Origin of the sequence: Methylobacterium sp. UNC378MF (assembly GCF_900103195.1) — a bacterium.
GTDB lineage: Bacteria > Pseudomonadota > Alphaproteobacteria > Rhizobiales > Beijerinckiaceae > Methylobacterium.
Genome location: NZ_FMWU01000024.1, coordinates 62,851 through 82,207, shown reverse-complemented (window position 1 = coordinate 82,207; position 19,357 = coordinate 62,851). Strand labels below are relative to the sequence as shown.

15 protein-coding genes are annotated in these 19,357 nt (G+C 70.7%); 5 read left to right on the top strand and 10 right to left on the bottom strand.

Annotated features, from left to right (window positions below; all coding sequences use genetic code 11):
• Nucleotides 1-49 precede the first annotated feature (49 nt).
• The 8 genes from BLT59_RS23115 to pedF all read right to left on the bottom strand — a co-directional run bounded on the left by BLT59_RS23115 (nucleotide 50) and on the right by pedF (nucleotide 8,526).
• Nucleotides 50-973, bottom strand: coding sequence for an efflux RND transporter periplasmic adaptor subunit (locus BLT59_RS23115; protein ID WP_091786088.1), 924 nt, complete (start codon nucleotides 971-973; stop codon nucleotides 50-52).
• Nucleotides 970-1,179: a DUF1656 domain-containing protein gene (locus BLT59_RS23110; protein ID WP_091786085.1), complete on the bottom strand. Its 210-nt coding sequence runs from the start codon at nucleotides 1,177-1,179 to the stop codon at nucleotides 970-972. The genes BLT59_RS23115 and BLT59_RS23110 overlap by 4 nt, the downstream gene beginning before the upstream one ends.
• On the bottom strand, nucleotides 1,176-3,230 hold the full coding sequence (locus BLT59_RS23105; RefSeq protein WP_091786082.1) for an FUSC family protein: 2,055 nt from the start codon (nucleotides 3,228-3,230) through the stop codon (nucleotides 1,176-1,178). The genes BLT59_RS23110 and BLT59_RS23105 overlap by 4 nt, the downstream gene beginning before the upstream one ends.
• Entirely contained in the window at nucleotides 3,227-3,712 is a 486-nt protein-coding gene (locus tag BLT59_RS23100; RefSeq protein ID WP_091786154.1) for a MarR family winged helix-turn-helix transcriptional regulator, read from the bottom strand. Before BLT59_RS23100 ends, BLT59_RS23105 begins: the two co-directional genes overlap by 4 nt.
• Before the next feature lie 500 nt (nucleotides 3,713-4,212).
• Complete coding sequence (locus BLT59_RS23095; protein WP_091786147.1) at nucleotides 4,213-4,872, bottom strand: response regulator; 660 nt, start codon at nucleotides 4,870-4,872, stop codon at nucleotides 4,213-4,215.
• A gap of 175 nt (nucleotides 4,873-5,047) precedes the next feature.
• The gene (locus BLT59_RS23090; RefSeq protein ID WP_091786080.1) at nucleotides 5,048-6,817 is read right to left on the bottom strand and encodes a PQQ-dependent methanol/ethanol family dehydrogenase; all 1,770 of its coding nucleotides are present in this window, start codon (nucleotides 6,815-6,817) and stop codon (nucleotides 5,048-5,050) included.
• A 439-nt stretch (nucleotides 6,818-7,256) separates the two neighbouring features.
• Nucleotides 7,257-8,117: a substrate-binding periplasmic protein gene (locus BLT59_RS23085; RefSeq protein ID WP_091786078.1), complete on the bottom strand. Its 861-nt coding sequence runs from the start codon at nucleotides 8,115-8,117 to the stop codon at nucleotides 7,257-7,259.
• Nucleotides 8,107-8,526 (bottom strand): cytochrome c-550 PedF, encoded by a 420-nt coding sequence (gene pedF, locus BLT59_RS23080; protein WP_091786139.1) that lies wholly within the window; start codon nucleotides 8,524-8,526, stop codon nucleotides 8,107-8,109. Before pedF ends, BLT59_RS23085 begins: the two co-directional genes overlap by 11 nt.
• 227 nt (nucleotides 8,527-8,753) lie before the next feature.
• Between pedF and BLT59_RS23075 the strand changes: the two genes are divergently transcribed.
• The 5 genes from BLT59_RS23075 to BLT59_RS23055 all read left to right on the top strand — a co-directional run bounded on the left by BLT59_RS23075 (nucleotide 8,754) and on the right by BLT59_RS23055 (nucleotide 15,672).
• Nucleotides 8,754-9,986: an ABC transporter substrate-binding protein gene (locus BLT59_RS23075; RefSeq protein ID WP_091786076.1), complete on the top strand. Its 1,233-nt coding sequence runs from the start codon at nucleotides 8,754-8,756 to the stop codon at nucleotides 9,984-9,986.
• The gene (locus tag BLT59_RS23070) at nucleotides 9,983-10,990 is read left to right on the top strand and encodes a YVTN family beta-propeller repeat protein (RefSeq protein WP_091786073.1); all 1,008 of its coding nucleotides are present in this window, start codon (nucleotides 9,983-9,985) and stop codon (nucleotides 10,988-10,990) included. Before BLT59_RS23075 ends, BLT59_RS23070 begins: the two co-directional genes overlap by 4 nt.
• Nucleotides 10,991-11,271: 281 nt before the next feature.
• Complete coding sequence (locus tag BLT59_RS23065) at nucleotides 11,272-13,371, top strand: 4Fe-4S binding protein (protein WP_091786070.1); 2,100 nt, start codon at nucleotides 11,272-11,274, stop codon at nucleotides 13,369-13,371.
• A complete protein-coding gene (locus BLT59_RS23060) occupies nucleotides 13,368-14,345 on the top strand; it encodes an FAD:protein FMN transferase (RefSeq protein WP_091786136.1) in 978 nt (325 codons plus the stop codon). The genes BLT59_RS23065 and BLT59_RS23060 overlap by 4 nt, the downstream gene beginning before the upstream one ends.
• A 184-nt stretch (nucleotides 14,346-14,529) precedes the next feature.
• The gene (locus tag BLT59_RS23055) at nucleotides 14,530-15,672 is read left to right on the top strand and encodes a serine hydrolase domain-containing protein (protein WP_091786067.1); all 1,143 of its coding nucleotides are present in this window, start codon (nucleotides 14,530-14,532) and stop codon (nucleotides 15,670-15,672) included.
• Between the two features lie 292 nt (nucleotides 15,673-15,964).
• Here the strand turns inward: BLT59_RS23055 and BLT59_RS23050 are convergent, their stop codons facing one another.
• Together BLT59_RS23050 and glmS are read right to left on the bottom strand one after the other, a co-directional pair.
• Nucleotides 15,965-17,119, bottom strand: a complete 1,155-nt coding sequence (locus BLT59_RS23050) for a M20 family metallopeptidase (RefSeq protein ID WP_091786064.1) — start codon at nucleotides 17,117-17,119, stop codon at nucleotides 15,965-15,967.
• 361 nt (nucleotides 17,120-17,480) lie between these two features.
• Nucleotides 17,481-19,307, bottom strand: a complete 1,827-nt coding sequence (gene glmS / locus BLT59_RS23045; protein WP_091786060.1) for a glutamine--fructose-6-phosphate transaminase (isomerizing) — start codon at nucleotides 19,305-19,307, stop codon at nucleotides 17,481-17,483.
• Nucleotides 19,308-19,357 lie beyond the last annotated feature (50 nt).

Below are 19,357 nucleotides of genomic sequence, written 5' to 3'. Positions count from 1 at the left end.
TCGTGGTGTCAGGCCAACCCGGCTGCCCCGGGATGGTTCGGCAGCCGCCTCAGCGGGCGAGCGCCTCGCGCCACGCGGTCCAGGGCCAGCGCAGGGTTTCCCCGCCCGCCGGGGTGATCGACACCGTCGCGGTCCGGCCGCTCACCAGCCGCGGATCCGCCGTGCCGCCGTCGAGGGTGATCCGCACCGGGATCCGCTGGGCGAGGCGCACCCACGAGAAAGTCGGATTCACGTTCGCCAGGAGGTTGGTCGCGTCGCTGCGGCCGGTTTCGCCGATGCCGCCGGCAATGCTCGCCACCCGGCCCCGGAGCACACCGTCCTCGCCCATCAGCTGGACGGTGACGGGCGCACCGACCCGGATCCGCGGCAGCTTGGTCTCCTCGAAATAGCCCTCGATCCGGACGGTGTCGCTGTCGATCAGCGCCATGACCCCGCGACCCGTGGTGACGTAAGCCCCCGGCCGCAGCTCCATGTTGGTGATGCGGCCGTTGACCGAGGCCCGCACAGCCGAACGCTCCAGGTTGAGCTTGGCGAGGTCGCGATCCGCCAGGGCCTGCTCGTAGGCGGCCCCGGCGGACAGGTCGGCCGCCTTGGCGGCCTCGACCTTCTGCTGCGACACCGCCGCGTCGGAGAGCTTGCTGTAGCGGGCGTAGTCGGCCGCGGTCTGCTCGGCGGTGGCCCTGCGGCCCTCCACCATCGCCTCCGCCTGCCGCAGCCCGAGGCGGAACCGGTCCGGATCGATCCGGAACAGGACGTCGCCCTTCCGCACGACCTGATTGTCCTCCACCAGCACCTCGGTGACGAGGCCGGACACGTCGGGCGCCACCGCCACCACGTCGGCACGGACGCGCCCGTCACGGGTCCAGGGGGCGTCCATGTAGTAGTCCCAGAGGCCGACGCCGACGATCAGCGCCGCGGCCACCATGCCGAGGGTGACCAGGACGCGGCCGAGGACGGAGAGAAGGGCAGTCATTGCAGGGTCCGGTGGGCGAGGGTCACGACGCCGCCGAGCAGGACGACGTAAAGGGCGAGGTCGAAGAGCGGCCGGTGCCAGACGAGGCGGTAGAACCCGCTCGCCGCGAGGAGGCGGCGGAGCGGCACGCTGAGCGCGAAGGCGATGGCCATCCAGAGGGCCAGCCCCGGCAGGAACACGCCGTAGAGGTCGATTTCGCCCATCATGCCGCCATCTCCCGCTGATCCGGCATCGGCGCGGCCCGGTAGGCCGGCGCATCGGGGAACACGCCCCGGCGCAGGCCGGTGAGACCGATCAGACTGGCCCGACGCTCCGGCGACGCCGTCACCCCCGCAACGGCATCGAGGGCATCGTCCAGAGCGGCCAGGAGATCGGCCTCGCCGCGGCCCGTCCGGCGACGCAGCTGATGCGCCGCCAGCGCCAGGACGTGATCGACGGCGGTGCGGGCTGCGCCCGTGAGTTGCCGCCGCACCCGCCGGACCTCCACGAGGTTGATGCCCACCCGCACGTCGGCCAGGAGGTCGCCCATCGCGACCGACGCCTCGGCGGGCAGCGTCGCCAGGCGCGGGGCAATCAGGCCGGCGCGGTCGAGCATCAGGGCCGCGAGTTCGAGCCCGTGCCCGGTGCCGCGCCCGTCCGCGGCGGCCGCGAGGCTGCGGCGGTTGATCCGCACCAGCCGGCGTGCGCTCCAGCCCGCGCCGACCGAGCGGATCAGCCGGGTCACGACCGCGCCGATCCACATCCCGACCACCGAGGCGACCACGCTGTTGGCGAAGGGCGCGAAGTCGCCGCTGTAGCCGTTCTGGAGCGCCAGCAGGGTCGCCCCGTTGAGGGCCGCGCCCATGCCCATCGGGGCGAAGCGGGGCTGGGTCATCATCAGGCCGCAGAGGATCAGGGCGGGCGCCAGCGCCAGGGCCAGCATCTCGAAGGTGGTGGCGAGCGGCAGCACCGCGAACAGGTACAGACCGGCGCCGATGGCGCCGACGATCGCCGAATTGGTGAAGCTGAGGATCTGCGGCGCGGGGTCGTCCTGCGCGGCGAACAGGCAGCAGGCGACCGCCCCCATCATCGGAGCCGCCGAGCCGTCGGGCCAGCCCGTCGCGATCCACACGGCGCAGCAGACCAGCAGGCCCACGAATACCCCGAATGCCGAGAAGGCCGCGAGCCCGTGGTCGCGGTGACGGACGGTCCTGACCCGCGCCGTGTACGCGAAGGCGAGGGGCGCCCGCGGCGCCGTGCCGGCCGCGAGGTGGAGGCGGAGCGCCCGCAGGTCCTGGCGCAGGTCGATCACGTCGCGCAGGCGAACCGAGAGGCTCGCCAGCAGCAACGTGGTCCAGTCGGGGTTACGGCCGAGAGTCGGCTCGAACCCGTCGATCCGGCTGCGCAGCTGCGCGGCGCCCTCCGGATCGTCGCCGTCGTCGGCGAGCCAGCCGGCGAGGTCCGACAGGAAGACCCGGACCCGTGCCGGGAGGGCACCCTCCCGCTCCAGGATCGCGACGCGATCGGCCACCGCCGCGACGATCGGCAGGACCATCAGCATGTGCTGGCGGAGCGGCGCGAAGGCCGCCGCGGCGCGCTCCGCGCCTGTGGCCTCGTTGCGCAGGGCCAGCCCGAGGGCATCGAGCCCGATCGCGTCCGAGGCGAGCCGCAGGCGCAGGTTCCGGTCCTCATCCGCGTCGCCGGCATTCGGCGCGCCGGCCGCCGCGAGGGCGGTCTGCGTCCACGTCCGGGCCTCGTCCAGCCAGAGGTTCAGCCGGGCGACGATGACCGGCGCGGCCGATTGCGGCAGCACCAGCGTGGCGGCGAGGCTGGCGCAGAGGATTCCCAGGGAGATCTCCTCGGCGCGCGCCACGGCGGTGTCGAAGATCGCGCCGGGATCGTCGACGGCCGGGAAGCCGATCAGCGCCGCCGTGTAGCCGGCGAGCATCGGCAGGTAGCTCGCGGGCGTGCGGTCGAGGAGCGCGACGTAGAGGCAGAGGGCGACCCAGAGCGCTATCGCGAGGCTCAGCAGGATCGGCTCGTTGACGAGGTTCGGCACCAGCACGACGCTCATCGCGGCGCCGAGCACCGTGCCGCAGACCCGGTAGACGGCCTTCGAGCGCGTCGCGCCGGACAGCACCTGGCTGGTGATGTAGACGGTGCCGAGGGCCCAGTAGGGCCGCGGCAGGTCGATCCAGAGCGCGAGGTACAGGGCGAGCATCGCCGCCGCGTAGGTCTTCAGCGCGAAGGCCCAGTCGCGCCACCCGGGAACGGTCACGATTCGGGCTCCTGCTCGGGCGCGGTGGATGCGCGGCCGTAGCGCTGAAGCGCCGCGAAGACCCGGAGGCTCGCCTCCAGGTCGCCATCACCGATCTCCGCGAAGACGCAGGCCCGCAGGGTCGTGAGTTCGGCCTCGATCCGCTCGAAGATCTGACGGCCGCGCGGGGTCAGGCCGAGCACCTTGGCACGGCGGTCGGAGGGATCCGCGCGGCGGACCACCAGCCCGGCGGCAGCGAGCTGGTCGAGGAGGCGCACCAGGGACGGCCCCTCGATGCCGACGGCTTCAGCCAGGACGTTCTGGCGCGGCTCCTCGGCCATCCGGCCGATGATGATGAGCGGGTGCGCGGTCGCGTCGGACAGGCCATGTGTCTCCCCAACCGTGTTGGCGGCCCGGCGCCAATGACGTCCGGTCGTCAGGAGGGCATGGGTGACGGCCTGCTGCAATCGCTCGCGCGTCTTCGGATCGTCGATATCGGGCACAACCAGCACCAGTGCGGCGCGGATCCAGGGAAGATCCCGGGTCAATCAGCTCGCATGCTGATAGATAGCATCATATCGATTGGGCTTGGGGTCTGTCCTGAAGGATCAGGGTTGCGAGGGGAGAATGGCCTTCGCGCCTCTTCAGGCACATGCGGCGCCGGCGGAACGCGGCCTCGGATCCATCACGAAGCAGCGCGGCCGCGTCCACGGTCCAGCCGTACCTCTGCCGCAGCGCGCTCTGCGCTGGATCGAGGCGTTGCACGCGTGCGATGCTTCCCCTGCCGTGCCTGCGAGGCGCGTGGACGACAGCCCTCGCCGTCCTTCCGGTGCGACGCTGGCGAGCCCGGAAGCCAGAATCGCTGTGGCGGCAGGGGCCTGGTGCGTGGCCAATCCGGATCCCCGGCGCCGCTGCCTGGTCCCGGGACGACGGCGTGAGAGGCCTCAGTCAGAGGTTCCGGAAGACGCGATCGAGCAGCGCGCGCTCAGGATGATCGCGCCCGTCAGGCCGAGTGGCTGTTGTGGATCTGGTCGAAGTCCAGCGACGCCGTGTCGATCACGATCTGCGTGCGGCTGATGACCTCGAGCTTGCGCAGGATCTCGGACACATGCGCCTTGACGGTCGAATCGCCGACCTGAAGCTCGTGGGCGATCTGCTTGTTGAGCTTGCCCTGCCGGATCATCATCAGGACCCGCAGCTGCTGCGGCGTGAGCCGGGCGAGGCGTTCGGGCAAGGGCGCCTTCTTGCTCCGCGGCGCGGGCGCGCTGGCCTCGGCGAGACCAGGGGGAAGGAACAGCGCGCCGCTCATCACCTCGGTGATCGCCCGGGTGAGCGTCGCCTTGTCCATGGCCTTCGGGACGAAGCCCGCCGCCCCGTGCTGCAGGGCCTCTCGGACGATGCGCGGATCCTCGTGGCCGGACACGATCAGGATCGGGATGCGCGGGAAGCTCGCCCGGATGGTGATCAGCCCGTCGAAGCCGGTCACGCCCCGCATCGACAGGTCGAGGAGCGTCAGGTCGATGCTGCGGTTCGCTGCCAGCACCGCGCAGGCCGCCTCGATCCCGTCGGCTTCGTGCAGAACCGCGTCCGGATGCGCGAGGCGGATCGTGGCCGCCAGGGCGTCCCGGAACAGAGGGTGGTCATCGACGATCAGGAGATGCACGGAGACCTCGGTCCTTCGCTCGAGATCCTCACAGGATCCGCCGAATACGCGGGCGGGAGGTCCGAAGGTGATCGATGCGGCCCCGGCGCGCAAGCGGGTGTTGAGACGATCGCCGTCGCCCCGGGGCCGCGGCGTGCCGGCCGGTGGAGGCCGGCACGCTTTCTGATGAGCGCCGTCAGCGCGACGCCACCGTCTTCGGCAGCTTGAACGCCCAGAAGCTGCCGCCCTGGTTGATGCCGGCCGTTGACTTGGCGACCTCGCCGCCCCAGAGCGGCACCGCGCCGCCCCAGCCGGCCGCGACGCCGACCCACTGCTCGCCGTCCTGCTCCCAGGTGATCGGCGATGAGACCACGCCGGTGCCGACCTGGAACTTCCAGACTTCCTCGCCGGTCTTGGCGTCGAAGGCCTTCAGGAAGCCCTCCGGCGTGCCGGTGAAGACGAGGTTGCCCGCGGTGGTGAGCACGCCGGCCCAGAGCGGGGCCTTGTTCTTGTACTCCCACACGACCTTGCCGGAGGCCGGGTCGATCGCCTTGAGCGAACCGATATGGTCGTCGAAGACCGGCTTGATGGTGAAGCCGGCGCCGAGATAGGCCGCGCCCTTCTTGTAGTTCACCGGCTCGTTCCAGATATCCATGCCCCATTCGTTGGAGGGCACGTAGAACAGCTTGGTGTCGGGGCTGTAGCCGATCGGCATCCAGTTCTTGCCGCCGAGGAAGCTCGGCACCGCGAAGACCGGCTTGCCCTTCTTGTCGTCGCCGGTCGCCTTGCTCGGGTCGCCGGGCCGGTTCTCCTCGTTGTAGATCGGGCGGCCGTTCTCATCGATGCCCTTGGCCCAGTTGATCTTCTCGACGAACGGCGTCGCCGAGATGAACTTCCCGTTGGTCCGGTCGAGCACGTAGAAGAAGCCGTTCCGGTCGGCGGTGGCGCCGGCCTTGATGGTCTTGCCGCCCTTGTTGAGGTCGAACGGCACGAACTCGTTGACGCCGTCGAAATCCCAGCCGTCATGCGGGGTGGTCTGGAAGCCCCAGACGATCTCGCCGTTGTCAGGGTTGAGGGCGAGGCGCGAGGACGTCCACTTGTTGTCGCCCGGCCGCAGCCAGGAGTTCCACGGGCCGGGATTGCCGGTGCCGAAATAGATCAGGTTGGTCTCGGGGTCGTAGGTGCCGCCGAGCCAGGTGGCGCCGCCGCCGAACTTCCACATGTCGCCGGGCCAGGACTCGTTCACCTTGCCGGTCATGGTCGAGGGCTTGCCGTTGAGCTCGCCCATGTGGCCCTCGATCACGGGCCGCTTCCAGACGACCTCGCCGGTCTCGGCGTCGCGGGCCTCGATGCGCCCGATCACGCCGAACTCGCCGCCGGACACGCCGGTGATGATCTTGCCCTTCACGATGATCGGGGCGGCCGTGTAGCTGTAGCCAGCCTTGAAGTCGTCGATGTCCTTGCGCCAGACCACCTTGCCGGTCTTGGTATTCAGCGCGACGAGCTTGGCGTCGAGCGTGCCGAAATAGACGTTGTCCTTGTAGAGGGCGGCGCCGCGGTTCACCACGTCGCAGCAGGGCAGGATGCCCTCCGGCAGGCGGGCGTCGTACTCCCACTTCTTCTCGCCGCTGCGGGAATCGATCGCGTACATGCGCGAATACGAGCCCGTGACGTAGATGATCCCGTCCTTGACCAGCGCCTGGCTCTCCTGGCCGCGCTGCTTCTCGCCGCCGAACGAGAACGACCACGCGGGCACGAGGCCCTTGATGTTGTCGCGGTTGAGGGTCTTCAGCGGGCTGAAGCGCTGGGCCTGCGGACCGAGGCCGTAGGTGACGACGTCGCCGGGCGTCTTGGCGTCGTTGATGATGTCCTGCTCGCTCACGCCTTCGGCCATGGCCGGCAGGGCGCCGCCCGCCACGAGGGCGGCGACGCCCACCGCGGCGAGGAACCGGGTCCGCATTGTCATGACGTCTCCTCCGTCTTCGACTCCGGTCCATGTGGCCGGAGCATCCGGGTTTCAGCGTGGACCGCACGAGTCGCGGGACGCTCCCTTGGAGGGCGAAGCTATCGATGTTCTCAGAGAAGTCTTATTGGCCATTGGTCCAATGAGTCAGTGCGTGGACTGGAGAAAAGACTGTATTCAGCAATGCGTTTATCGCCGCCGGTCCGGTCTTCGACCCGGAACGGCGGCCTTTGGCCATGCGGCGACTGTCCAGCCCGATCCCCTCCTTCGGAGGTGCCGGAGCGCGGCGGAGGCCTCGAAGGAGGGCTCCAGGGATCGCACTGACTTCCCGAGGGCTTCTTCGCGGCGCCTGCGCCGCACCTCAGGTTGAGGGCGCGGTCGGGACGCCCGTGGTCGAGCCGTTCTCCGTTCTCGTCGTCCGTCGCGTCGGGTGCGCCGGCCTTCAGTAACCCTTCGGCGGCGTGTAGCTGACGCCATAGGTTGCGCAGATCGTCTTGAGGCGCCCGTCCGCGTTGAGCGCCGTGAGCGCGTCCCCGACCGCGTAGGCGAGGTCGCGGGAATCCGTGCGCACCGCACCGCCGATCTCCCAGCGGGTCTTGACCAGCCCCGTCGAGGGAAAAGTCGCGATCGGGTTGTCATCCTGGGGCGCCTTCGCGGCGAACAGCGCCGCCTCGATCGCCGCCCGCGTGCCGGCCAGGATCGGCGCCTCGCCGGCGAGATAGGCCTTCGCGGCCTCCTTGAAGCTCCTGTAGTGCTTCAGATTCGGACGGAACCGGCCGCCCTGCGCGGTGAGCAGCATCAGGTCGGCCGCGCCCGTGCCCTCCAGGGCGACGCTCCGGTCGCCGATATCGTCGAGCCTGTCGAATCCCTCCAGCGCGTCCTTCCGGTACGCGAAAGCGATCTCCTGCTCGAAATACGGCGCGGTGAAGAACACCTGCTCGTTGCGCAGGGCGAGCTGGCGGTCGGTGGGCACGTGCAGCATCAGGTCGGCGAGCGGCGTGCCGGCGAGGTCGCCGCGCCACAGGTTCAGGCGCAGGTCGCCGTCGACATTCTCGCCGGCATCGACCACCCGCAGGTCGAGCTTCACCTTGAGCGCGTCGGCGATGGCCTGGGCGAGATCGGAATCGATGCCGTGTGCCTTGCCGTTCACCGGGTCGGAGAACGGCGCGTTGTCGCCGTAGACCGCCACCCGCAGCGTTCCGTCGGCGACGACCTGATCGAGCGGACGCGCGGCGGCCTCCGGCGGAAACCGGAGTGCCAGCAGAAGCCCGCCGGCAAGGAGGAACCGCGCACTACTCCTCATGCTTCGACTCGATGTAGCTGCGGATCGCCCAGAGGCCTTCCTGCGAGATGATCCCTTCGAAGGCCGGCATCTTGGTCACGCCGTTGATCACGGCGCCGTGCTTCATGCGCTCGACGAAGTATTCATCGCCTTCCTTGCCCTGCGGCAGGTAGCGCAGGTCCGGAGCGAGGCCGCCGGAGATCATCTCCAGGCCGTGGCAGCGGGCGCAGTTCTGGTTGAAGCCCGAGGCGCCGATCGAAATCGCGTGCGCATCGCCCTTGTAGGGGTTCTCGGCGACCCATTCGGTGCCCAGCGGCTTGAGGCCGTCGGTCTTGACCGGCTGGGGCTGGACGTCGCCGTGCCCGAGAGCGCCGCCGGCGCCGACAGCCAGCCCGAGCGCCACGAGCACGCCGCCCGCCGCCGTCTTCATCCTGCCCATGCGCCGCCTCCCGTCGTCTTTGACCGACGGTTATCAAGCTCCACGCTCCCGACCCATTATGCTTTGGTACGGATCGACCAGTTTATCTCGGCGCACGACTTGTGTTGCACTGCATCAAGATTGATGGGTGCACCTTGGTCCAATATCCGCGGCCAGCATCTCGCTTCTAGAGTTCGCGCAACGATCAGAACCGCGGGGACGGAGGGAGGCGGGCGAGGATGGTATCCCCCGGTGCGCGACGGGTCTCGACGTGCGGACGGCCTTTGGCCGTCCTGCTGCCGTGCATCCTCGCGAGCCTCGCGCCGGTCTCCCCGGCGGAGGCTGCGACCCCGATGGCGGGGCCGCCCCTCACGATCCACTACCTCGAGCGGCGGGTCGAACGGCCGGTACCGCTGAACAACGAGGATCCGATCCCCGACGATGAGGGGGCCAAGGGCGCGGATCTCGGCCTGAAGGATTCGAATGCCACCGGCCGCTTCCTCGGCTTGAGCTTCGCCCTCGACGCGAAGGTCGTCGCGCCGGGCGACGACATCCGCCAGGCGTTCCGCGATCTCGCCGATCCCCGCCTCGTGGTCGTCAACGCGCCGGCCGCGGATGTCATCGCCCTCGCCGACCTGCCGGAAGCGCAGGGCAGCGTGCTCCTCAACATCGCTGCGCCGGACACGCGGCTGCGCGATGCCGATTGCCGGAAGAACCTGCTCCACGTCCTGCCCTCCCGCGCCATGCTGGCCGACGCGCTGGTGCAGTTCCTGGCCTTCAGGCGCTGGTCGCGGATCCTGCTGGTGTCCGGGCCGGCGCCGGGGGACGCGCTCTACGCCGAGGCGCTGAGGCGCAGCGCCAGGAAGTTCGGCGCGCGGATCGTCGCCGAGTCGCGCTACGACCCGCAGGGCGGCGACGTCCGCGACACGGCTTTGCGCGAGTTCGCCCTGCCGACCCGCGGGCCCGAGCACGACGTGGTGGCGGTGGCCGACGAGGCCGGCGCGTTCGGCGCGAGCCTCAACTACAACACCGCCTCTCCCCGGCCCCTCGTCGGCACGCAGGGCCTCGCGCCGGCCGCCTGGGGGCGGCCCGTGGAGGCCTGGGCGGCGGTGCAGCTCCAGGGCCGGTTCCGGAAGCTCGCCGGGCGGCCCATGCGGCCCGTCGATTGGGCCGGCTGGATGGCGGTACACGCCGTGGGCGAGGCGGCCGTGAAGGCGCGCAGCACCGATCCCGCGAAAGTCCGCGCCGCCCTGACGGCCCCCGGCTTCGAGGTCGGCGGCTTCAAGGGCCGGCCCCTGAGCTTTCGCGCCTGGGACGGACAGCTGCGCCAGCCGATCTTCCTGCTCTGGCCCGGGGCCGTCACCGCGACGGCGCCGATCGAAGGCTACCTCCATCACCGCACGGAACTCGACACGCTCGGACTCGACGAGCCCGAGAGTGCCTGCCGCGCGTTCGCCGGGACGCCAGGATGAGCCGGCGCGCCGCCCTCGCCCTCCTGCTCTGCCTCGCGGTGCCGGCGCGGGCCGAGGAGATCTTCGTCTCCAACGAGCGTGACAACACCGTTTCGGTGCTCGACGGCGACAGCTTCGCGGTGATGCGCACCTTCCCGGTCGGCCGGCGGCCCCGCGGGCTGACCTTCTCGCAGGACGGGCGGTCGCTCTACCTCTGCGCCAGCGATTCCGACGCCGTGCAGGTGATCGACCCGGAGACCGGCGAGGTCCGGCACAACCTGCCCTCCGGCGAGGATCCGGAGCAATTCGCCCTGGCGCCGGACGGGCGCACGCTGTTCATCGCCAACGAGGAGAACGCCACCACCACGGTGGTCGACGCGCAGACCCGCAAGGTGCTGGCGCAGATCGATGTCGGGATCGAGCCGGAGGGCGTCGCGGTGAGCCCGGACGGCCGCACCGCCGTGACGACCTCGGAGACCACCAACATGGTCCACTGGATCGACACGAGGAGCCTGGAGGCGGTGGACGCGACGCCGGTCGGGCAGCGGCCGCGCTTCGCGGCGTTCTCGGCGGACGGGACGCGGCTCTGGGCCTCCTCGGAGATCGGCGGCACCGTCTCGGTGATCGACGTCGCCACCCGCAGGGTCGCCGAGACGATCGCGTTCGCCGTGAAGGGGATCGCGGCCGACCGGATTCAGCCGGTGGGTATCCAGATGTCGAAGGACGGGCGCCACGCCTTCGTGGCGCTGGGTCCGTCCGACCGGGTCGCGGTGGTGGATACCGCGACCTTCAAGGTCGAGAGCTACATCCTGGTCGGCCGCCGGGTCTGGCAGCTCGCCCTGAACGCTGCCGGCACGCGGCTCTTCACCACCAACGGCGTCTCGGGCGACGTGACGGTGATCGATGCCGAGACGTTCAAGCCGATCAAGACCGTGAAGGTCGGCCGCTTCCCCTGGGGCGTAGCGGCGCGGCCGATGCCCGGCGCCGCTGCAGCGGAGGCGCGCGCCGCCGGTGCGGCGCCGTGAGTTTTCCGCAGTCCCGCGCGGCTGCATTCCCCTCCCCCGCACCGGCGACCGGGTCCACTCATCGGCCTTGCCGGCGCGGCTTCGGGACGGAGCGCGGCGTCCCTCTCCCGTGCGGGAGAGGGACGCCAGCGCCCGCTGCAGCCGGCGTCCGTGTTCGACCCGGATGTATGACCAGCGGAGCCGGCGGCGGAGGCAGAAAGGATGCCCGGCCGATGCGGAGCGGACCGTCTCCGAGCCCGCCCGCGCTCCGAACCGCGGTGGGGGGCGGCCGGGGCGCGGGTATGCTCCTGCGCGCCGCGCTCCTTCTTCTCGTCCTGCTCCTGCCGACCCTTCCGGTCTGGGCCGGCCAGCTCGATCGCGCAGCCCTGGAACGTTACTTCCCGGCTCCGCTGGTCGTCGGCGAGATGGACGACAGGCTCCCGGTCTGGCCGATCCTGAAGCAGCAGGCCGGCGCCTACGAAGTCTTCGCCTACGCCTTCGAATCCGTCGATCTCGCGCCGATTCCCGGCTTCGGCGGCACGCCCCCTGACCTGCTGATCGCGCTGGCGCCTGACGGCACCTTCCGCGACGTGAAGGTAATCGCGCATCACGAGCCGGTCTTCCTCGATGGCCTCGGCTCCGAGCCGCTCTTCGCCTTCGTCGAGCAATATGCCGGCCTCTCGGCCCGTCAGGCGATCCGGGTCGGACGGCCGAACGCCCGGGCCGCCGGCGCCGCGCCGCAGACCACCGTCGACGGCATCTCCATGGCCACCGCCTCGACCCGGGTCATCAACCAGTCGATCCTGGCCTCGGCGCTCGCGGTGGCGCGCGTGAAGCTCGGTTTCGGAGCCGTCAATGTCGGCCTCAAGGTCGAGGCCAGGGCCGACCTCTACGCGCCTCTCACCCTGCCTGACTTGCTCGCCCGCGGCTGGGTCAAACGGCTCACGGTCACGAACGCCGCCGCCGCCGCGGCCTTCAAGGGAACCGGCGCGGAAGACCGCGCCGAGGGACCGCCCGATGCGGTACGGACCGACCTGCTCGTCGCCTATCTCAACGTGCCGGCGATCGGCCGCAACCTGCTGGGCAGGGCCGGGTACGACGCGCTGATGCGCGAACTCGGCCCCGGCAACCATGCGGTGATGGTGATCAGCGCCGGGCCGGAGGAGGCGCCCGAGAACCCGATCGGCGACAGGTTCGTGCTGGGGGCGGTGCCCGAGCGGCTGGCCGTCAGCCAAGGCGGCCTGATCGTGAACGCCCGCGACATGGCGGTGGAGCGCCGCGAGGCCGGCCGCGCGGAGGGTTTGCCGCCCGGCCCCTGGACCATCCTGCGGATCGATCAGGCGGCCGGCTTCGACCCGTCCGAGCCCTGGGTCCTGGCCGAGACGATCGTGCGCGAGCGCGGGCAGATCCTGTCGGAGAAGATCGCCCGCACCTTCATGGTGGAGACGAAACTTCCCGCCGATCTGTTTACCCGCATCCACCCGGAGGACGGGCCGGGCTGGACCGATCCGTGGCGCGCCCGGGCACCTGAACTCGGGCTGATCGGGCTGATGCTCGCGGTGCTGGTACCGGTCCTCGGCCGCCAGCGCGGGCTGGTGGCGGATCGACGGCTTTTCGCGCGCTTCCGCCTCGGCTTCCTGGCGCTGACCCTCGGATTCGTCGGCTGGTACGCGCAGGCGCAACTCTCGATCGTCACCCTCGTCGGCCTCGTGCGCGCCGCCACCGTCACCCACGACCTCACCTTCCTGCTCTACGATCCGCCCTCGCTGGTGCTCTGGGTCTTCGCGCTGTCCGCGCTCGTGGCCTGGGGACGCGGCACGTTCTGCGGCTGGCTCTGCCCGTTCGGCGCGATGCAGGAATGCGTGGCGCTGCTGGCCCGGCCCCTGCACATCCGGCAGGTCGTGGTGCCGGCCGGACTCGACCGGGCGCTGCGTCAGCTGAAGTACGTCCTGCTCTTCGGCATCCTCGGTGCGGCCGCCGCCGGGTCGCCCCTCGCCGACACCATGTCGGAGGTCGAGCCGTTCAAGACCGCCATCACGCTCTACTTCGTGCGATCCTGGCCGTTCGTCGCCTACGCGGCCGGGCTGCTCGTCCTCAATCTCTTCATCTACAAGGGGTTCTGCCGCTACCTGTGCCCGCTCGGCGCCGGTCTCGCCCTCACCGGCCGCGTGCGGCTCCTCGACTGGATCCCGCGCCGGGCGGAGTGCGGCTCCCCCTGCCAGCTCTGCAAGGTCCGCTGCCGCTACGGGGCCATCGCCCCCTCCGGCCGAGTCGACTACGCCGAGTGCTTCCAGTGCATGGATTGCGTGACGATCATCCGCGATCCGGCGCAATGCGTGCCGCAGGTGGTGGCGCGCAAGCGGGCGCGCCGGGTCGCGCCGCGGCCGGTGACCGTGGGATGAGCGCGCCGGGTCGCTTCGCCCCCGCGCGCCGACGCATCCTCGTCGGAGCTGCCGGGCTCGCGGGATTGGGCGGGATCGCCGCCTTTTGCGCCTCCGCGGCGACGCGGGGGCTGACGCTTCGCACGCGCGCCGGGCTCGCCTTCGGCACAACCGTGGCACTCACCGCCGCCGGGTCGGAGGCTTCCATCGTCGAGGCCGCGCTTGCGGACGGGTTCGCGGCGATGCGCGCCGTGGAGAGCGCCGCCAGCCTGTTCCGGGTCGACAGCGCCCTGGCGCGGCTCAACCGTGACGGCGCTCTGGAGGCACCCGATCCGCACCTCCTCGCTCTCCTGCGATTCGCTCTCACCCTCGCGGACAAGACCGACGGCGCCTTCGACCCGACCGTGCAGCCGCTCTGGCCGGTCTGGGCCGGTGCGGCGGCCCGAGGCGAGCGACCGGGTGCGGAGGCCCTCCGCGCGGCCCTGGCTCAGGTCGGCTGGCGGCGCGTGCAGATCGGGCCGGACCGCATCGTCCTGGAGCCCGGAACGGCGCTGACCCTGAACGCCCTGATCCAGGGCTATGCCGCCGATCAGGTGATGGCCGCGCTGCGGATGCGCGGCATCGCCGATGCCTTCGTGGATACCGGCGAATTCGGTGCGTCCGGCACGCATCCCGACGGTACGCCCTGGCGGCTGGGCCTCGCCGATCCCCGCGACCCCGCCACCGTCGCCGCCGTCATCGCTCCGTTCACCGGCTTCGCGGCGACGTCGGGCGACTACAACATGTGCTTCTCGGATGATCGCGCCGATCACCACATCTTCGATCCGACGACGGGCCGATCCCCGCGCGCCCTCTCGTCCGTGACCGTGACGGCGCCGACGGGATTGCTCGCCGACGGGCTGTCGACCGCCTGCATGGTCCTGGGGCGCGCGCGCGGCGCGCATCTCGTCGCGGCCCATCCGGGTTGCGCCGTGCGCTTCACCGGAAAGCTCTGATCAGGCCATGCGGATGGCGCCCGCGGAGCCCATGCCGCGCAAGACCGATCGCGACGACCGATGCGGCCCCGACATCGTACGGCCTGAGCCCTGCGGGCTCGGCGGCACCGCCCTACCTGCCCGGAGCCCCACGGCGCAGCCCCTGCATGCGCAGCGACGGGGGAAGTCCCTCAGGAGATCGCGCGTGACCCAAGGAACCGAGCCGTACTGGCCGACGGAAGTCTGGGCGGAACAGGACCCGGGTTCGGCGGGACTCGACGCCGAGCGGCTGGCGGAGGCGGTCGCCTTCGCCGCGGCCCACGAAAGCCAATGGCCGCGCAGCCTGTACTATCCCGATGGCCGCTATGTCGGGATCGTCGAGTGGAACGAGCGCGGGCCATGGAGCGACATTGCCGGTCCGGTCCGCCCGCGGGGCGGCCCCGCCGGCGTGATCCTGAAGGGCGGTCGTCGCGTCGCCGCCTGGGGCGACACGCGCCGGCCGGACATGACCTTCTCGATCGCGAAGAGCTACCTCGCGGTGCTGGCCGGCCTCGCTTCCGACGACGGGCTGATCCCCGACGTCGATGCGCCGGTGCGGGAGAGCGTTCCCGATCCGCTACTCGACGGCCCGCATAATGGCGCGATCACGTGGCGCCACCTGCTGCAGCAATCGAGCGAGTGGCAGGGCACGCTGTTCGGCAAGTCCGATCAGGTCGACCATTTCCGGCAGATCGGTCCGGGCGCCGACAACAGCCGGAAGGGGGAAAAGCGGCTCCCGCGCCCGCCGGGCTCCTACTACGAGTACAACGACGTGCGGGTGAACCTGCTGTCCTATTGTCTGATGTGCCGCTTCGGCCGCGCCCTGCCGGAGGTGCTGCGCGAGCGGATCATGGACCCGATCGGCGCCTCCCGGGACTGGGAATGGCGCGGCTACGACACGGCCTGGGTCGAAATCGACGGCCGCCGGATTCAGTCGGTCCCCGGCGGCGGCCATTGGGGCGGCGGCCTGTTCATCGGAGCCGACGACCATGCACGCTTCGGTCTCCTGATCGCCCGCGGCGGTACCTGGAATGGCCGTCGGCTTCTGTCCGAGCGATGGATCCGCGCGATGCTGTCCCCCTCCCCCACCCTCGACAACTACGGCTATCTCTGGTGGCTGAACCGGGGTGCCGCCGCCAAGCCGCAGCTTCCCGCCTCCGCCTTCAGCGCGCTCGGGGCGGGCAACAACGTGATCTGGTGTGATCCGGAACGCGACCTCGTCGCAATCCTCCGCTGGATCGACAAGGCCGCCCTCGACGGCTTCCTGCTGCGCCTCGCAGCCGCGACGGGGCCAGGGGCGCGCTCGTAGACATCACGGTCCGTCCGGCTGCGGAGGGGGACGGCTCGAGGATCGCGCGCGCCGCAATCGGCCTTCACCCTTGCCGTTCCGGCGCGCCTTCGCCTGGGTCCCGCATCGCGGCGACGCCAACGTCCTGATCCCCGATACGCGCAGGATCCGGCGGCTTGAGGAGACCGCGGCTGCGGCCGACCTCGTGCTGTCTGAGGCGGATCGTCAGGCCATCGACCGCGCGATGCCGCAGGAGACCGGTCGCGCACCGCGCAACGGCGACGCATCGCTGGCGATGGTCGATCTCCGACCGTCAGGCCGCTGCCAAGGCCGCGATGGTCTCGGCCATCGCGCGCGCCCGCGGAACGAGGCTTCCGACCTCCAGATATTCCTCCGGGGAATGGGCCTTTCCGCCGACGGGGCCGACGGCGCAGAGGGTCGGGCAGCCGACGCTGGCGGTGAAACCGGAATCGGCGCAGCCACCGGCGAACTCGCCCGCCACCGGCGTGCCCTGTTGCGCGCTGACCCGCGCGTAGGTCTCGAACAGGGTCCGCGAGGCCTCATCCTGCACCAGCGGCAGGAACTCGCCCTTGATGGTCAGGCGCGCGGTCGTGCCGGGAACCGTGGACTGCGCCACGATCGCGGCGATCCGGTCCATGGCCGCCTCGCGATCGGGCGGTGTCACGTAGCGCAGGTCGATCTCGCAGGTCGCGCGGGGCGCCACGGTGTTCACCGACTGGCCGCCCGCGATCAGCCCGACATTCACCGTGGTGCCGCGGTCGAGATCGGTGATCGCGTGGAATGCGACGGTCTTGTGGGCGAGTTCCAGGATGGCGCTGCGCCCGTCGGCGTAGTTGCCGCCGGAATGGGCTGCCTTGCCGAGCACCTCCAGGTGCATGAAGACGCCACCCTTGCGGCCGGTGACCACGTTGCCGGTCGGCCGGCCGGGCTCGGAATTCAGCACCGCGCGGGCGCCGCGCGCGGTCTCCTCGATGATCGGGCGGCAGGCCGGCGAGCCGATCTCCTCGTCGCTGGTGAACAGGCCGACGAGCGGCACCGGCGCGCCGCCGGCCCGGTGGTAGGCCGCAAGCACGAAGGCGTTCATCACCAGGCCCGCCTTCATGTCGGCGACGCCGGGCCCGTGGGCGCGGCCCTCGGCGATCCGGAACGGCCGCCGGGACGGCTCCCCCTTCGGGAAGACGGTGTCGCGGTGGCCCATGAGGACGACCGGCCGGTTGCCGCCGCCCGACCCGGCCACCTCAGCCTTCAGGGCATCGCCGTAACCCTCCACCGGGATCGTCGTGACCGGGATGCCGTGGCCGGCGAGAAACTCCGCGATGCGAAGGCCGACAGCATCGACGCCCGGCTTGTCGTAGGAGCCGGAATCGATATTCACCAGCTCTTCGAGGAGCGATAGCATCGCACCCTCCTGATCTTCGAGCCAGCGAACGGCATCACCTGCCATCATGAGGTTCCTCGTACCGGGATCGATGAACCGTACGTCGAACCGGCTGCGCGAGCAAAGCGAGGCAATCCAGGTTTGCGCAACCTCTCGCGACGGAGCGTGGCAAAGACTGCTTCGCCGCGCACGCAAAGTCGGTGCCGACACGCGCAAGGCGCGGATTCGTCAGGCCGAGCTTACCCTGCCGATATTGCCTGAGAGGGGCCGGAGGCTCGGACAAGCTTGCTCAATGACCATCGCCCGCGGCCGGCGAGGGATTGGGCCGTGTCGCGCTCAAGCCAGATCGAGAGTCGCTGCAATCCGCTGGGCTGACAGGATCGGCGCGACGCTCATGCGACGCTCACGACGGGCGTCAGGGAGCGACCGCCTATTCGACAGTGACCGACTTGGCGAGGTTCCTGGGCTGGTCGACGTCTTTCCCCATGAACACCGCCGTGTGGTAGGCGAGCAGCTGGATCGGCACCGCGTACACGATCGGGGCCACGGTGGCGTTGACCGCCGGCATGGTGAAGGTCGCCAGCGTGTCGAGGCCGTGCTCGGCCGCGCCCTTCGCGTCGCCGATCAGCACGATCCGCCCGCCGCGCGCGGCCACCTCCTGCATGTTCGACACCGTCTTCTCGAACACCCCGTCATGCGGCGCGATGACGATCACCGGCACGCTCTCGTCGATCAGCGCGATCGGCCCGTGCTTCAGCTCGCCCGCCGCGTAACCCTCGGCGTGGATGTAGCTGATCTCCTTCAGCTTCAGCGCGCCCTCCAGCGCCATCGGGTAGCTGGTGCCGCGGCCGAGATAGAGGACGTCCCGCGCCTTCGCGACCTCCCGCGCCAGAGCCTCGATCGCCGTTTCATGCGTCAGCGCCTCGGCCATCAGGCCCGGCGCCTTGATCAGCGCGTCGACCAGCCGCCGCTCGCCGGCCGCGTCGAGCGTCCCGCGGGCGCGGCCGGCCGCGATGGCGAGGCACAGCAGAACCGTGAGCTGACACGAGAACGCCTTGGTGGAAGCCACGCCGATCTCCGGCCCGGCCAGCGTCGGCATCACCACGGAGGATTCCCGCGCGATGGTCGAGGTCGGCACGTTGACCACGCTCAGCGTGTGCTGGCCCTGGCTCTTGGCGTAACGCAGGGAGGCAAGGGTGTCGGCGGTCTCGCCGGATTGCGAGATGACCAGCGTCAGCCCATCCTTCTCCAGCGGGGCCTCGCGGTAGCGGGCCTCGGAGGCGACATCGATCTCCACGGGCAGGCGCGCCACCTGCTCGAACCAGTAGCGGGCGACGAGGCCGGCGTAGAAGGCCGTGCCGCAGGCGGTGATGTAGACCCGGCTGAGCTTGGCGAAGTCGAAGGGCAGCGCCTCCGGCAGCATCACGCGACCCTGCGCCATGTCGACGTAATGGGCGAGCGTGCGGCCCACCACTTCGGGCTGTTCGTGGATCTCCTTGGCCATGAAGTGGCGGTACTCGCCCTTGTCGATCCGGTAGGCCTGCGTGGCGATCCTCTGGCGCGCCCGCTCGACCGTGGCGCCCGACGCGTCCCGGATCTCGGCGCCGGTCCGGGTCAGGATCGCCCAGTCGCCCTCGTCGAGATAGGTGATCGCGTCGGTGAACGGGGCGAGTGCCAGGGCATCGGAGCCCAGGTAGGTCTCGCCCTGGCCGAAACCGATCGCCAGCGGCGCGCCGTGACGGGCCCCGATCAGCAGGTTCTCCTCGCCGGAGAACAGGAAGCCCAGCGCGAAGGCGCCGCGCAGCCGCGGCAGGGCCGCCGCCACCGCCTCCACGGGACCCATCTGCCGGTCCATGTTGCGGCTGACGAGCTGGGCGACGACCTCGGTGTCGGTCTCGGTCTCGAAGACGACGCCGTCAGCCTCCAGCTCCTGCTTCAGCTCGCGGAAATTCTCGATGATGCCGTTGTGGACGACCGCCAGCCGCTTGGTGGCGTGCGGGTGGGCGTTGGTCTCGTTCGGCCGGCCATGGGTCGCCCAGCGGGTGTGCCCGATGCCGATCGTGCCGGTGAGCGGCTCCTGCGCGAGCTTGGCCTCCAGGTTGACGAGCTTGCCGGAGGCGCGGCGCCGCGCCAGGCGGCCATGCTCCAGGGTGGCGATGCCGGCGGAATCGTAGCCGCGGTATTCGAGTCGGCGCAGGGCCTCGATCACCTGCCCCGCCACCGCGTCGCGTCCGACGATGCCGACGATGCCGCACATGAAACTGTCTCTCGCTTCGACGCCCGGCTGGCCGCGCCGAGGCGCTGCGC

What these genes read in the sequence shown, in the direction of transcription:
- BLT59_RS23065 (WP_091786070.1), top strand. Translation starts at nt 11,272, where the DNA reads ATGCTCCTGCGCGCCGCGCTCCTTCTTCTCGTCCTGCTCCTGCCGACC.
- BLT59_RS23070 (WP_091786073.1), top strand. Translation starts at nt 9,983, where the DNA reads ATGAGCCGGCGCGCCGCCCTCGCCCTCCTGCTCTGCCTCGCGGTGCCG.
- BLT59_RS23085 (WP_091786078.1), bottom strand. Translation starts at nt 8,117, where the DNA reads ATGAGGAGTAGTGCGCGGTTCCTCCTTGCCGGCGGGCTTCTGCTGGCA.
- glmS (WP_091786060.1), bottom strand. Translation starts at nt 19,307, where the DNA reads ATGTGCGGCATCGTCGGCATCGTCGGACGCGACGCGGTGGCGGGGCAG.
- BLT59_RS23115 (WP_091786088.1), bottom strand. Translation starts at nt 973, where the DNA reads ATGACTGCCCTTCTCTCCGTCCTCGGCCGCGTCCTGGTCACCCTCGGC.
- BLT59_RS23060 (WP_091786136.1), top strand. Translation starts at nt 13,368, where the DNA reads ATGAGCGCGCCGGGTCGCTTCGCCCCCGCGCGCCGACGCATCCTCGTC.
- BLT59_RS23090 (WP_091786080.1), bottom strand. Translation starts at nt 6,817, where the DNA reads ATGACAATGCGGACCCGGTTCCTCGCCGCGGTGGGCGTCGCCGCCCTC.
- BLT59_RS23050 (WP_091786064.1), bottom strand. Translation starts at nt 17,119, where the DNA reads ATGATGGCAGGTGATGCCGTTCGCTGGCTCGAAGATCAGGAGGGTGCG.
- BLT59_RS23075 (WP_091786076.1), top strand. Translation starts at nt 8,754, where the DNA reads ATGGTATCCCCCGGTGCGCGACGGGTCTCGACGTGCGGACGGCCTTTG.
- pedF (WP_091786139.1), bottom strand. Translation starts at nt 8,526, where the DNA reads ATGAAGACGGCGGCGGGCGGCGTGCTCGTGGCGCTCGGGCTGGCTGTC.
- BLT59_RS23110 (WP_091786085.1), bottom strand. Translation starts at nt 1,179, where the DNA reads ATGATGGGCGAAATCGACCTCTACGGCGTGTTCCTGCCGGGGCTGGCC.